Raw genomic sequence first — 13,045 nt, forward strand, 5'->3', positions numbered from 1 at the left:
GATACAAACCCCCGGGCAGTGTGAAAAGCAATCAATACTCTCCTCCGTTGGGAGGACTACGTCGGTATACGGTAATTCGGGGATAATGTGTGAAAAGCAATCAATACTCTCCTCCGTTGGGAGTGCCGATAACCGGGAATCATTGCACTAAAGGATAGGGATAACGATACAGCCTCTCGCACGAGGCTGCATCGCTCGATATCGGGCGTCAAAAAGAGTGAAGTACCGACATCCGGAGCGCCTGTGCCGGGTGTCAATCCGGCCTGCAGGGCAGCACGCCCCGCACGCCCCCTTCATGTTCTCCGGCGGCATCGCCCCGGTAGCGCGGTATGAAATGGACGTGAACGTGCATGACGTTCTGCCCCGCGGCCTCCCCGACGTTGACGCCGATGTTGTAGCCGTCAGGAGCGAGGTTGCGGTCGGTGAGCGCCCTGCAGTCGTCGATGAGCCGGGCAAGGGCCATCCTCTCTTCGTCGGTCGTATCGAAGTAACTCGCCACGTGCCGGAACGGTATCACGAGCAGGTGGCCGGGGGTGACCGGGTGGATGTCGTGGCGGGCATAGCAGAGGTCGTTTCTCGCCACGATATCCTCCGGGGCCGGGTTGCAGAACGGGCATGGCATGGCCCCTGCTCGTCCCCCATACCACATGAGGGTTTTGGCCCGGCCCCTCTCACCCGAGCAGGCGGGCGAGGAGCTTCCCCGGGAGGCTCCGGGAGAGGGCGATGGCGTGCTCGGTGCAGATCTCGTGGCAGCAGTAGCACCGGATGCAGTGCGAAAGGTCGACCGTCGCCTTGCCTCCGGCGACGGTGATCGCGTGCACCGGGCAGATACGCTCGCACTTCCCGCACCCGATGCACGCCGGCGCGATCACGCCGGGCCGGGGCGCGTAGGTCCTCCCGAACCGCTGGACGACGGCGAGGACCACCCGCCGCCAGGGTCCTGCCCCGCCCCCGGCGTAAGTCGAGGGTTTCTTGAAGTCGGGAACGACGAACTCCGCCGGGTCGTCGCCGACCGTCCGGACGGCGAGGGGATCGAGAAGGCCGCGGGCGGCCGCGCTCCTGATGGTGCCGATCTCGAGCGGGTCCATGCCGATGAGCCGCGCAAGAACGGCGTCCACGGCTGTGTAGTCGCTCCCGGCGAGGATCACCCCGATCTTCCGCGGGCTGCCGGCCTGGGGGCCGTCCCCCTCCATCCCGACAACTGCGTCCACGACCTGGAGCCGGGGTTTCATGCACTCGTTGAGGTCGACGAGCATCCTCCCGAAGGCGTACTCGTCCCGGAACCGGAAGTGGAAGACCGGCTTTTCGAGGCCCGGGATGAGCCCGAAGAGGTTCTTTGCGGCACCCGTCATCCGGGTCCACATGTGGGTCTTCGCTTTGGAAACAACCACGATCGCATCGGCATCCGCTGCCGGGGTGATGATCGGGAACTGCTTCATCGTCTCACCCTCCGGGAACGGGATGATCCGAAAACCGGTATCGTAGTTCAGCACGGCGCCGGTCTCCTCCGCCGCGGCGGCGAATCCCGACCGGGCGTATGCCCGTCGCAGGTTCGGCTCGCTGTAGACGATCCCGGCCCCGGGGCTGTCGGCGATGACGATCCGGCACCCGTGCTCCACGAGGAGGCGGGCGACGGCAGCGACGACCGCCGGGTGGGTGGTGACGCACCGCTCCGGCGCCTGCCCCTGCAGGAGGTTCGGTTTAAGGAGCACTCTCTCTTTCGGCGCGACGAACCTCCCTATACCGCCGACGAGGCCGATCGCGCGGCGGACGGCTGCATCGACCTCGTCCGGCACGTAACTGTCGCACCTGACGACGGCGACGGTCGCATCGCGCCTGGGGGGCTGCACCTCACTCCTCCCCAAGGCGGGCGAGAGCCTCTTTTGCCGCGAGCATCGCCGCTCCCTGCTTGGTCGGCGCCTCCCCTCTCCCGAGGAGCGCCCCCCCGACGGTCACCCGGGCGGTCCAGACGGGAGAGCTCCCGGGACCCGTCCGGCGGTAGGCGTACTCGATCTCGCCGAGGTTCTCCCGGGCGGCGTACTCCTGGAGCCTCCCCCGGTAGTTCCGGTGGGTGTCGCATCCGGCGATCTCGTCCTCGAAGATGGCGAGCACCACCGCCCGGGCCCTGGCGATGCCCCGGTCGATGTAGATGGCGCCGATCAGGGCTTCGAACGCGTCGGCGATGATCGAGTCGGTCGGCGCCTGCCCCCGCCTCCTGATGACGCCGTCGATGCCGAGGCCCTGCCTGCGCACGATATCGGCGAGTTTTGTGTTTCTCGTCACCTGGAGCCGCCGGTTCATCTCGCCGGGCGGGAGGTCGTACTCGCTGTAGAGGTGGTCGGCGATGACGAAGTCGAGGACGTAGTTTCCCAGGAACTCGAGCCGTTCGTTGTCGTCGGCCGCCGTTGCCGGGTACTCCCCGCCGTTCGCGTATGACCGGTGGGTCAGCGCCCGGTCGTAGAGGGGGAGGGCCGCGTCGCTCACATCGGTGATCCCGAACGGTGGGCGGGCGAGGAGCGCGCGCACCTCCCCCTCCCGGTCACGACAGACGGGTCCCGGGCCCGCGGGGGTTTTTTTCCTGAAGAGGCAGCCGATACGAAGTTTTTTCCGGATGGTGGCAAGGCTCATGGTCGTCGGGTGCAGGATGTCCTGTTGCTCTTCATAGAATGGCTTTCGTACTGTCCGATAAATCTTTGCCGGGAACCGGGCGCCGGGAAACCTTTTCGTTGTCTTCCGGAAATAACTCTATCCGTGATGCAGTCCACGGCGGGCGGGGACAGGGGGAGCGTCTATCTCGATATCGAGTTCGGGTACGTCTACGGTACCTGCCGTGCGGTCATGATGCCGATCGAGATAGGCGCCGTCGTCCACCGGCCGGAGGACGACAGCGTCCGCTATGCCGGGGAGCAGTTCCGCTACGATATCGACGTTGAGATCTGGAAGAAGGTGACCGACCCGTGCGGCAAAACCGTCGGTGTCGCGACGACCGTGGCGAATATGGGCCGCGGCGAGTATGGCGCGGTCTACGACCACTCCTTCCGGATCCCGGGCGGCGGGGTTCCTGCGGCAGAAGAGACCGCCCGGAAAGCGTTTGCCGACCTTGGGTTCTTCATGGAGTCGGTCCTCCCGGCAGAAGATGTGCCGGAGATCGTCGTCTTTGCGGCAGAGATGGAGCGGAGGGCTTTCCGGGCCGCGGAGGTCCCGCTTGACGGGCGCCGGCTGGTCGACCTCCAGCGGGAGATACGGCGGCGTCTCGGTATGAAACAGGTCCTCTCCCTCGACCGGCTTGCCCACCTCATCGATTTCTCCATAGATGGCTCCGTCGTCGCCTCGGCGCACTTCCAGTATCCGGTCCCCCCGGAATACCGCCACCTCCTCGACGTCCACCGGGGGATGGGCGACGCCGTCCGGACGTTCCTGCTCGCGCGGGAGTTCCAGGAGAGGCTCCCCGAACTTGAGAGACGTGTCAGGGCCCTGGTGGATGCCTGCGGGAGCGGGGGATGACAGAGACGCCGCCAGGAACCGGCCGATCGCGTTGATGCACGCGAAGGCGCGGAGAAGCGCGGGAGTCCATCCGGCGGATGCTGATGCGGTCCCCTTCGTGGCTCAAAGCCCGGCGGCTCCTCAACCCCCGGACGGGATGCGGCCGGTCGCGTTTTTAGGTAGGCCCGGTCAACAGGAAGGCGCGTCGTCCCTCCTCTCCCGCACGGGATGGTGCAGCGCGAGTTCACGGCTCCCGGACCGGCTCGCGCGGTCCGGTCAGGAGGACGTCGATCTCCGCGCCCCCGGGAATGCTTCCGGTTCCTGCCGGGACGTGCAGGTAGGCATTTGCGCGCACCATCGCCATCTGCGTCCCGGTACCCGGGGGCAGGGGAGCGGCGGTATACCCGTCTCCGGCCCGGGACACGGTGAGGAGGACGAACTCGTCAACCCCCAGATCGGTCAGGACCGTTTCGGCAAGCCGGGCGCGGAGGCGCTCCGCCGGCCGGGTGCAAAAGCCCCATTCCGCGAGGAGGGGGAGGGCGAGCTCCCGCACGGTCGTCAGCGCGGCGATCGGGTAGCCCGGCATCCCGATGACCGGCTTACCGTCGATCCGCCCGACGATCGCCGGCCTCCCGGGCTTCATCGCGATGCCGTGGACGAGCACCTCGCCGAGATCGCCGATGATGCCGGCGGTGAAGTCCCGGGTGCCTGCCGAGGAACCAGCGGAGATCATGAGCAGGTCGTTCTCCCGGACACCCTTCGCGATCGCCTGCCGGAGCATCGCGGGATCGTCACGGACGATCCCGTAGCGGGTCGGGGAGGCGCCCGCCTCCGCGAGCCATGCCGCCGCAACGGCGGTGTTGCTCTCGATCACCTCGCCGGGGCCCGGAAGCTTGCCTGCCGGGACCAGTTCGCTTCCGGTGGGGATCAGGCCGATCTTCACGGTCCATACGTCGACCTCCGCGATCCCGTAGGAGAGGAGCGCCCCGATGTCGCAGGGGCGTATCCGGTGGCCGGCCGGGAGGATCATCTCCCCCTGCCGGATCTCGGCGCCCGCAGGATGGACCTGCTCCCCCGGGACTACCGCCTTCCTGGTGCTCCAGGCGCCGTCCTCCCCGATGATATCCTCGATCATGACGACGGCGTCGCACCCGGGGGGGATCGCGTTTCCGGTATTCACCCGGTGGAGGTTCTGGAGCCGGACGGGGGTTCTCTCACCTGCCCCGCGGGTCTCGCCGCTCACGACGGCAAAACCGTCCCGTGCGGCGATATCCGTTGCCGGGACCGTCAGGGGTGAGTAGATCGGATTCCCTGTCACCCGCTCGGCCGCCGCGGCCACCGGCATCCTGATTGTCCGGCTCGGGCGTACAAAGGCGGATCGCATCATAGCCCGGACCTCACCGAGCGGTTTTAGCGTGAGGCGTTCCCTCGCCATGGCGTCACGTCCGCCCCGTGACCTGCGGCCTTGAGGGTTCTCTGCCCCGGGAAAAAAAGTTAGACTCTGGTGTAGAGGTTTGCATACACCGTCTTGCCTTTGGAAACCGGGTGGCGTTCGCCAAGGTCCCCGACATAGTGGGCGAAGAGGGCTTTCACACCGTCGACCTCCTGCTCCACCTCGCCGACCATCTTGAATCCCGGGAGCGGGTTTTCTATCATCCCATAGACGTAGATGTCGCCTTTCACCATCTGCCCGCCGACGCGGCCTTTGGCGTTGCCCTTGATGATGACGGTGCCGCCTTCGCCGTGGGTGGAGACGTGAATATCCGCATCGCCGCCGACGATGATCGTCCCGCCGTTGATGAACGTGGCCGTGTCGTTGCCGACGTCCCCGGCGACCCGGATCAGCCCGCCCTGCATGCCGCGCCACTCGCCGCGGGGCGATGCGCCCAGGTGGTGTCCGGCGTTCCCGTCGATGACGAGCTCGCCGCCTTCCATCCCGATGCCGCAGAAGGAGTCGACGTTTCCTCTCACGTGGATCTTCCCGCCTTTCATCCAGCCGCCGATGTACATGTCGGCGTTGCCTTCGATGACGATCTCGCCTGCGGTCATCTGCTGGCCGATCCTTTTCACACGGGTGCAGTCCCCGCGAAGGATGATCTTCGTCTCGGCTGCCGTCGCTCCGCCGTCGCCTGCAACCGTGAAGTAATTCCCGAGCGGGCTCTTCTGTTTGCCCTCCCAGACATCGAGGGCGGCGATCTCGGCGGCTTTCTTTCCTGCAAAGTTATCCGGAGTGATGTTCTGCCCCTCGAGCATGAGTTCGGGGGGGTTGGTCAGGGTGAGGATTACTGTTTTCATGATCATCGCCTCATTCTGTCGCGTCGACCTCGATCACCCGCGGGTTGTGGAGGTGTTCCTCAAAGAGCGAGTAGTTGTCGAGTTTCACGCTGTAGTGCCGGAGGAAGTGCTCGTAGATATCTCTCTGCACCTGTGCGTTCTCCGGGACCTTCACGTCGACCCAGACGGTCCGCTTTGCGGGCTCTGTGACGACCTCGCCACCTTTGACGGTCACGATGCCGTCCTTGACCAGGTAGGCGCACCGGGAGAAGGCCTTCTCGATCATCTCCGGATCAGAGGGCATATTCTCGGGGTTGAGGGCGTAGACGGCGATATCGGCGTCCATGCCGGGGGCGAGCCCGCCGTAGATGTTGCTGACCCCGAGCGCCTTTGCCGGCCCCGCACGGGTCATCTGGGCGATCTCGTAGAGCGTGAGTTCGCGGTCGATGCTGTCTATGGATGTGGACTCGATCGTCCGTTCAAGCCACTTGAACGTCTTCATGGTCTCGTCACGCGCCGCACGGCTCATCAGCCACTTTATGACACGCGGGTAGCGGGTGAACGGCCCGGCGTTCGGGTGATCGGTGGTGATGAACGTCCGCATCGGGTCCCTGGAGAGGAGTGCAAGTTCCAGGCCGATGGCCCACTGGATGGTGCAGACCTTGACGTTCGGGCTGTAGATGTAGGGGACGATACCCGCCGCGGTCTCGAGTTCGACGTCCGTGTTTGCCCATTTCAGGTTGTTGAGGGCCTGGAGGTGGTGCTCGAACGGCCCGTCCGCGGTCATGGTCGTGGTCTCGTCGAGGGTCACCGCACCGAGGTCGATGGTGATGTTGTCGTGGGTGTTCACGTAGTCCATGATCTTGTCGGCCCGGGACTCGACGTTCCTCCAGGAGTCGCCGCCGTAGGCGCAGAACTGGATGTGCGTGACGTGCATCACCTGTTCCCGGCCGAACTCGTTCTTTGCGGTGTAGCCCTCGGCGAGCCTGAGCGAGTCAAGGGTATCGGTGTAGTTGCCCGGGTTCCCGAGGTTGTTGCAGTGCAGGTGCATCGAATGGGGGAGGCCCAGGTGTTCGTTCGTTTCGATGAGCCCCTTGATGATCTCTGCCGGGGTGATGTCGAAGTACGGGACCGGGTCGTGGATGTGCTCGCAGTTCAGCCCCCATCCCCAGGCCTCGGTTCCGCCGGGGTTCACGACCTTGATGGCGAACCCGCGCGTGGCCCGCAGCAGCCAGGCGGTGTAGGCGGCGTTGTTCTCGATCTCGTGGTTCTTGAGGTATTCGAGGGTGAACCAGTTGTTCCCGAAGACCGGCATCGCGGCGTTGTCGATGATCGGGGTGTCGCGGATCTCCTCGTGGACGTGCGGGGAGTGGAGCGGGGGCATCGCGGCCTCGTTGACGAAGACGTAGCCCATCCGGGCGTAGTCGTAGCCGGTCTTGAACGTGGAGGGGACCGAGAACCCCATCTCCATACGGTTGCACGTAGGAGATTTGTGGGGGCTCTTGAAGAGTTTGTCCTCCGGCCGGAAGAGCCGGCCGACGTTCACCTTCGGCCCGACCACGTGGGAGTGGATGTCGACGCCGCCCGCCATCACGGTCATACCGGCGGCATCGATCGTCTTCGGGCTCGAGAGGGCGCTCGTCTCGACGATCTTGCCGTCCCTGACCCCGATATCCATCCGGTCGCCCTTGATCCCCTGCAGGGGGTCAAAGACGAACCCGTTCTTGATTAAGAGTTCACCCATCGTTCATTCCCCCGCACGGACACCAACCGGGGCGGCCTTCACGTGCTCCTTCACGGTCTCTTCCGCCTCCAGTTCGCAGAGCCTCTTGTGGATCCGCTCGAAGAGCTCCTCGTCGCTGATGACGCCTTCAGGCGGGTCAATGACCTTGCGGTACTGGATCGGAACGTTGTCCATCCGATAGACGATGCCCGGGACCTCAACCCCGACGATGCCTACGGGGATGTGGAGGTCGGAGATCTCGCTTGCCATGCAGATGTTCGGGTCGATGGTGATCCAGGGGTGCTTCCGGAGATGTTTGACCGCCTCGATCGGGAAGTGGGCGCCGGCATCGGTCCCGATGTTGACGAAGGCGTCCACCTCGTCCCGCATCGCAAGGTCGATGGAACTCGTCTCGCCGGGGTTCATGTGGGCGATATCCCGTTTCGTCAGGTCCAGACAGTAGGGGAACCCGTACTGCCACGACCAGACCGCACCCGGTCCGGTGATGTTGTAGTGGCCCCGCATCGCCATGATCGTCCACTTGGTGAAATCGTTCAAGTCGCGGGTCAGGCTGATGGCGATGTCCACGTTGTGGTTCCGGCCGTCGGAGTGGCAGAGCCCCATGCCGTAGAAGATGGTGCCGAACCGGGCCTTCTTCATGATCTCGACAGCCTCAATGATCTTTTCCTTCTCGATCCCGGCGACCACGTCGGGGATATCGTGGCCCCGGACGACGGTGCGGAATGCGTCGAAGAGATCGTAGTCGTGCCCCTGCTGCACCTGCAGGTGGATGTCCGCCACCTGGGCGGTATCGGTGTGCCGGGGGTCGATGACGATGATCTTGCGGCTCTTGTGGCCCTTGCCGGTGAAAAATCCGCGCGGGAAGATGGAGTAGCGGGACATGTGCCTCGGGTGGGCGTGAGCCGGGTTTGCGCCCCAGTAGACGATGACGTCTGCGCGGTTCTTCGTCTCGCCGAGGGTGCAGCTCGGGTAGCCGTTATCGAATATAGCAAGGAACGAGGACCCGTGGCAGATGGACGCGCAGTTGTCGAGCACGGCCCCCGCCTTCTCGGCGACCTTGGCCGCGGCGGCCATGCCCTCGCAGTTGGTCGATCCGAATCCGTAGATCAGGGGTTTTTTCGCGTTATGAAGCACTTTTGCCGCGTAATCGACCGCCTCATCGTAGGAGATGTCCTTGTAGGTGCCGTCCGGCTGGCGGAGGCGGGGCAGCCTGATCCTCCCTTCAGCCGTGGCGTGGTGGAAGATCTCATTCCCGATAGCGCAGGCGTTCTCCACCTCAAGGATCTTCTTTCCATCGTCCGATACGGTCACGACAAGGTCGTCACAGCAGACGCCGCAATAAGGACATCCGACGTTCTCTATCTTTGTTGGCATTATTGTTCACCTCTCCACATCCCGACGGCTCCCTGAACGAGTTCAAGCGCACTCTTGCGCCTCTCGCCGTCCGCTGGTTCGACTGTCACCGGAAAGCCGCTGTATTGGGGTTCTCCCGTCGCCTGGGTCCGCGGGGGGACTATCTGGTTTGCCCAGACACCCTGCGGGATGAACGCAAGGCCGGGGTAGAGCGACTGGCGCCCTTTGACCGTCTTGACGATCACACTTCCGCATTCGCTCGTCACTTTGACGAGCTGGTTTGGGACCAGACCAAGCGCTTTGACGTCGTCGTCGTGCATCTCGATGATCGAGCAGGCCTCAAAGTATTCCGGGGTCGTTTTGCCCTTTTCCATCGCAACGCCTTCTTCGATGGAGCGCTGGGTGATCATGTTCAATGTAATCTTCTTCGCCATGGTTCTGCCTCGATGTGGTTGATGGGAACGGTCTCCCGGAACTCCGGCGAGTCGGCCCCGCAGAGCCCGGTGCTCCCGGCACGGCCCGTGGTGGACTCATCCAGGGATTGCAGGGTCTCTCCAGCCAGAGCACGGTCAGAGCACCGGATAGATCGTTTTATCATAACTTGTAATGTTTTGTATTTAACCATTCCGGATTTATAAGTAGTTTCACGTAATAACATTTACATCCGGTGTATTGGTCATGATATTTGTTTACAACGCGCAGTATGTGGGGTTTTCCGGGTGAACAATTTCCCCCTGAGCATCCTTCCGGTTTTTGTCCGGGTTTTGCCGATTCGTGCAGATGGTTTACGGATCGGGGTTTTCGGGTGCAAAAACAGGCCCGGGGTTTTGGCCCGCAGAGAGCATCAAAGCCCCCGGTCTCCAGGCCCCCTCCTGCCATCACGGGCTGAAGCCCTGGTGCCGGTTTGCACCCCCGGTCGCTCGCGCTGTCACACCCACTCGCGAATTTCGCATCTCCATGGGGGATGCGCGGGGGGCGGTGGGATCTCGTGCGGGACCGGTCTTTCGTGCGGGGCCAGGGCCCGGTCTCAAAGCCTTTGCTCCACGCGGAAGAGTGCGTTGTCTTGATGGTGGGTTGCCGGCCCATCCACTGAACTTCCCCGCTCTTCGTGACAATGCGGGCAACCGGCGGTCCTTCCCACACACGAGATCCCTCAAGATAGGGTGAATCGGTCCGGTGGTACCCGGCGTTACCGGTTGCTGGTGCAGGAGGCTCTGCCGTCCTCTCCGTTCCCGGCCGGATCCCGGGGGGCGCAGGGGGCCGGGATCCTGTCGCCGCCCGACGAAATCCATACCGGCAGCCCCATCCCCGCCGGCTGCAGGAGGATCCTATATGGGCACATCTCTTTTATTCCCGGGTTCCTTGTGGCGCGTTTGAAAAACGAGAGTCTGAAAATTTGAATTCCGGGAAATCCTGCCCAGTTTGGGTAACGTTATATATCTTTAAGTCCAACCTATTGACCCGGATATATCCGATAACTTTTTTGCGGGAATAATTTTAATTATTGCTATCAGTATTGGTTATATTATTATTTAATGTTACTACTCTTCGATCCCCTTTTCGGCAGCCGTTTGTGAAATCTGGATGAGGGAAACTCTTTTTAAGTAACACGTTCAATTATCTGAACTGTCAAATCTCTGTTTTAAAATATCTGATTGTAAATATCACCGACATAAATATTACTTTGTGCAAAAAATCCCATCTAAATTCGCAAATTTTATTAATAACCCTCCTTCTACTCTTATAGTCCCTTTTGGGACGTGCAGTAGCGGCTTTCAGAGAACCGGGGCGCATGAATGCTCCGGCCTCTTTCACGAACGGAATGCATTGAACAAGGGTAAAAGGATGAAATACTATGGCTAAATACACGGAAACAATCGATCTCTATTCTGATGACGGGAAGCTGCTCAAGGGCGGCGTCACCCTCGACAGAATCAGCCCGCTGGTTAACCCGGCCACAAGTAAGATCATCGACCTGACCAAGAGAACGATCAACGTGAACCTTGGAGGCATCCAGGACGCGCTTAAGACCGGAAAACTTGGGAAAGGCAAGATCAAGGGAAGAGAACTTGACCTCCCCATCATGGAGAACAAGGACGCCATCGTCGCCAGGATCAAGGAGATGATCCAGGTCGAGGAGGGTGACGACACCGAGATCATGGAGTTCAACGGTGGAAAGCTCCAGCTCGTCAAAGTCCCGGCAAAGCGCCTGATGAACGCCGCCACCTACGACGCCGCGATCACGTCCGTCGCAGCCGCGACCACCTACGCGATCGTCGACCAGTTCGGCATCGACGCCTTCAACGCGTCCACCGTCAAGGCGGCCTGCTGGGGCAGCTACCCGCACACCCAGGATCTGGAGGGTGCGCTCGTTACGTCGATCTTGAACATCCCCCAGAACAACGAAGGTCTCGGCTACGCGCTCCGGAACATCCCGGTCAACCACACCGTCATGATGACCGGCAGGAACGCCCTGCAGGGCGCCGCACTCGCGTCCACGCTCGAGACCGCCGGTATCTTTGAGATGGGATCCGCCGTCGGGCCGTTTGAGCGCGCCATGCTGCTTGCCTACGCCTACCAGGGCCTGAACGCGAACAACATGGTCTATGACCTCGTAAAGGCGAACGGCCAGACCGGAACGGTCGGTACGGTCGTCCAGAGCCTGGTCGAGCGTGCCATCGAGGACAAGGTCATCACCCCCGGGAAGAAGGGCGGGTACTTCCAGTTCTACGACACGAAGGACCCCATGCTCTGGAACGCCTACGCCGCCGCCGGAACCATGGCAGCCACCATCGTCAACTGCGGTGCCGGCCGGTTCGCCCAGGCGGTCTCCTCGACGCTCCTGTACTTCAACGACCTGCTTGAGCACGAGACCGGTCTCCCGAGCACCGACTACGGCCGTGTCATGGGTACCGCCGTCGGGTTCTCGTTCTTCAGCCACTCGATCTACGGCGGTGGCGGCCCTGGTATCTTCAACGGCAACCACGTCGTGACCAGGCACGCCGCAGGCGTCGCTATCCCGTGTGTGGTCGCCGCGGCGGCGCTCGATGCCGGAACCCAGATGTTCTCGCCCGAGAGCACCTCGAAGATCTTTGCCGACACCTACGGCAAGATCGATGTGTTCAACAAGCCGATCAACCAGATCGCAAACGGAGCCTGAGCAAGCAGAGATTCGAATGACGAACGCCACATCTCTGCAGGCCGGGACCGTGCCGCTTGCGGTGACCGGGCCTGGGCCTGCCGAGCACCGATCCACAGCCTCCCGTGCGGTGCAACACCCGTCGGCCTTGCGGACCCCCAAAACGGGGAAGGTCCGGCGGTCACCGGGAGCCCGGGATGCCTTCGTGCCCGGAGATATGGCCAGAAGTCGTTCAGAACAACAGGAAATGGATAAGATAGCAATCAGTTTGAGGTGAATAAAAACATGGCATACAAGCCCCAGTATGGTCCCGGGACATCGATCGTCGCTGAGAACCGGCGCAAGCAGATGAACCCCGGCCAGAAGCTTGAGAAGGTTCGTTCCGTAACGGATGAGGATATCGTGCTGGTCCTCGGCCACCGCGCCCCCGGGTCGGCGTATCCGAGCGCCCACCCGCCGCTCGCCGAGCAGCAGGAGCCCGACTGCCCCATGCGCAAGCTCGTCAAGCCCACTGACGGTGCGAAAGCCGGCGACCGCGTCCGCTACATCCAGTTCGCCGACTCGATGTTCAACGCCCCCTCGCAGCCCTACCAGCGGACCTACACCGAGATGTACCGCTTCCGCGGCATCGACCCCGGTACGCTCTCCGGCCGCCAGATCGTCGAGTGCCGTGAGCGTGACCTCGAGAAGTACGCAAAGGATCTCATCGAGACCGAGATGTTCGACCCCGCTCTCGTCGGCATCCGTGGTGCGACCGTGCACGGCCACTCGCTCCGCCTTGCTGAAGACGGCATGATGTTCGATATGCTCCAGAGGAACGTCCTCGGCGAGGACGGCGTCGTCAAGTACGTCAAGAACCAGATCGGCGAGCCCCTCGACCGTGCCGTCGCCGTCGGCAAGCCCATGGACGAGAAGTGGCTCAAGGCCCACACGACGATCTTCCACTCGCTCGTAGGGACTCCCTACCGTGACGACACCGAGTACATCGAATACGTCCAGCGTATCCACTCGCTGCGGACGAAATACGGCTTCATGCCCAAAGAGGAGTGATT

The 13,045-nt window shown here is 62.7% G+C and carries 12 protein-coding genes; 3 read left to right on the forward strand and 9 right to left on the reverse strand.

Annotated elements, in window-relative coordinates; translation table 11 throughout:
• Positions 1-253: 253 nt before the first annotated feature.
• Genes QZ408_RS02025 through QZ408_RS02035 form a run of 3 tightly spaced genes read right to left on the reverse strand, consistent with a single transcriptional unit; the run spans position 254 to position 2,526 of the window.
• Complete coding sequence (locus QZ408_RS02025) at positions 254-622, reverse strand: HIT family protein (RefSeq protein ID WP_292489315.1); 369 nt, start codon at positions 620-622, stop codon at positions 254-256.
• 49 nt (positions 623-671) lie between these two features.
• Positions 672-1,850 carry a DUF362 domain-containing protein gene (locus tag QZ408_RS02030; RefSeq protein ID WP_292489317.1) on the reverse strand — a complete coding sequence of 393 codons (1,179 nt, stop codon included), beginning with the start codon at positions 1,848-1,850 and terminating at the stop codon, positions 672-674.
• 1 nt (position 1,851) lies between these two features.
• Positions 1,852-2,526: a ribonuclease III domain-containing protein gene (locus QZ408_RS02035; RefSeq protein WP_292489320.1), complete on the reverse strand. Its 675-nt coding sequence runs from the start codon at positions 2,524-2,526 to the stop codon at positions 1,852-1,854.
• A 228-nt stretch (positions 2,527-2,754) separates the two neighbouring features.
• Here QZ408_RS02035 and QZ408_RS02040 point away from each other — a divergent pair, with 228 nt between their 5' ends.
• Positions 2,755-3,504, forward strand: a complete 750-nt coding sequence (locus QZ408_RS02040; protein WP_292489323.1) for a hypothetical protein — start codon at positions 2,755-2,757, stop codon at positions 3,502-3,504.
• A gap of 223 nt (positions 3,505-3,727) precedes the next feature.
• Here the strand turns inward: QZ408_RS02040 and QZ408_RS02045 are convergent, their stop codons facing one another.
• The 6 genes from QZ408_RS02045 to QZ408_RS02070 are packed head-to-tail and all read right to left on the reverse strand — an operon-like array spanning position 3,728 to position 9,452.
• Positions 3,728-4,918: a molybdopterin-binding protein gene (locus QZ408_RS02045; RefSeq protein WP_292489325.1), complete on the reverse strand. Its 1,191-nt coding sequence runs from the start codon at positions 4,916-4,918 to the stop codon at positions 3,728-3,730.
• A 59-nt stretch (positions 4,919-4,977) separates the two neighbouring features.
• Positions 4,978-5,778, reverse strand: a complete 801-nt coding sequence (locus tag QZ408_RS02050) for a formylmethanofuran dehydrogenase subunit C (protein WP_292489327.1) — start codon at positions 5,776-5,778, stop codon at positions 4,978-4,980.
• A gap of 10 nt (positions 5,779-5,788) precedes the next feature.
• Positions 5,789-7,501, reverse strand: a complete 1,713-nt coding sequence (locus QZ408_RS02055) for a formylmethanofuran dehydrogenase subunit A (RefSeq protein ID WP_292489329.1) — start codon at positions 7,499-7,501, stop codon at positions 5,789-5,791.
• A 3-nt stretch (positions 7,502-7,504) separates the two neighbouring features.
• Positions 7,505-8,875 (reverse strand): formylmethanofuran dehydrogenase subunit B, encoded by a 1,371-nt coding sequence (locus tag QZ408_RS02060; protein WP_292489332.1) that lies wholly within the window; start codon positions 8,873-8,875, stop codon positions 7,505-7,507.
• Complete coding sequence (locus tag QZ408_RS02065; RefSeq protein WP_292489334.1) at positions 8,875-9,288, reverse strand: molybdopterin dinucleotide binding domain-containing protein; 414 nt, start codon at positions 9,286-9,288, stop codon at positions 8,875-8,877. Before QZ408_RS02065 ends, QZ408_RS02060 begins: the two co-directional genes overlap by 1 nt.
• A complete protein-coding gene (locus QZ408_RS02070; RefSeq protein WP_292489336.1) occupies positions 9,267-9,452 on the reverse strand; it encodes a hypothetical protein in 186 nt (61 codons plus the stop codon). Before QZ408_RS02070 ends, QZ408_RS02065 begins: the two co-directional genes overlap by 22 nt.
• 1,257 nt (positions 9,453-10,709) lie before the next feature.
• Here QZ408_RS02070 and mcrB point away from each other — a divergent pair.
• Both mcrB and mcrG read left to right on the forward strand, forming a co-directional pair.
• Complete coding sequence (mcrB, locus tag QZ408_RS02075) at positions 10,710-12,014, forward strand: coenzyme-B sulfoethylthiotransferase subunit beta (RefSeq protein ID WP_292489337.1); 1,305 nt, start codon at positions 10,710-10,712, stop codon at positions 12,012-12,014.
• Positions 12,015-12,278: 264 nt separating this feature from the next.
• Positions 12,279-13,043, forward strand: coding sequence for a coenzyme-B sulfoethylthiotransferase subunit gamma (gene mcrG / locus QZ408_RS02080; RefSeq protein WP_292489339.1), 765 nt, complete (start codon positions 12,279-12,281; stop codon positions 13,041-13,043).
• The last annotated feature ends 2 nt before the right edge of the window (positions 13,044-13,045 follow it).

Source organism: Methanoculleus sp. 10 (assembly GCF_913757945.1).
Classification (GTDB): domain Archaea; phylum Halobacteriota; class Methanomicrobia; order Methanomicrobiales; family Methanoculleaceae; genus Methanoculleus.

Excerpts from the sequence above, each read along its gene's own strand:
- QZ408_RS02025 (WP_292489315.1), bottom strand. The coding sequence starts at position 622 with ATGCCATGCCCGTTCTGCAACCCGGCCCCGGAGGATATCGTGGCGAGA.
- QZ408_RS02040 (WP_292489323.1), top strand. The coding sequence starts at position 2,755 with ATGCAGTCCACGGCGGGCGGGGACAGGGGGAGCGTCTATCTCGATATC.
- QZ408_RS02045 (WP_292489325.1), bottom strand. The coding sequence starts at position 4,918 with ATGGCGAGGGAACGCCTCACGCTAAAACCGCTCGGTGAGGTCCGGGCT.
- QZ408_RS02050 (WP_292489327.1), bottom strand. The coding sequence starts at position 5,778 with ATGAAAACAGTAATCCTCACCCTGACCAACCCCCCCGAACTCATGCTC.
- QZ408_RS02055 (WP_292489329.1), bottom strand. The coding sequence starts at position 7,501 with ATGGGTGAACTCTTAATCAAGAACGGGTTCGTCTTTGACCCCCTGCAG.
- QZ408_RS02060 (WP_292489332.1), bottom strand. The coding sequence starts at position 8,875 with ATGCCAACAAAGATAGAGAACGTCGGATGTCCTTATTGCGGCGTCTGC.
- QZ408_RS02065 (WP_292489334.1), bottom strand. The coding sequence starts at position 9,288 with ATGGCGAAGAAGATTACATTGAACATGATCACCCAGCGCTCCATCGAA.
- QZ408_RS02070 (WP_292489336.1), bottom strand. The coding sequence starts at position 9,452 with ATGATAAAACGATCTATCCGGTGCTCTGACCGTGCTCTGGCTGGAGAG.
- mcrB (WP_292489337.1), top strand. The coding sequence starts at position 10,710 with ATGGCTAAATACACGGAAACAATCGATCTCTATTCTGATGACGGGAAG.
- mcrG (WP_292489339.1), top strand. The coding sequence starts at position 12,279 with ATGGCATACAAGCCCCAGTATGGTCCCGGGACATCGATCGTCGCTGAG.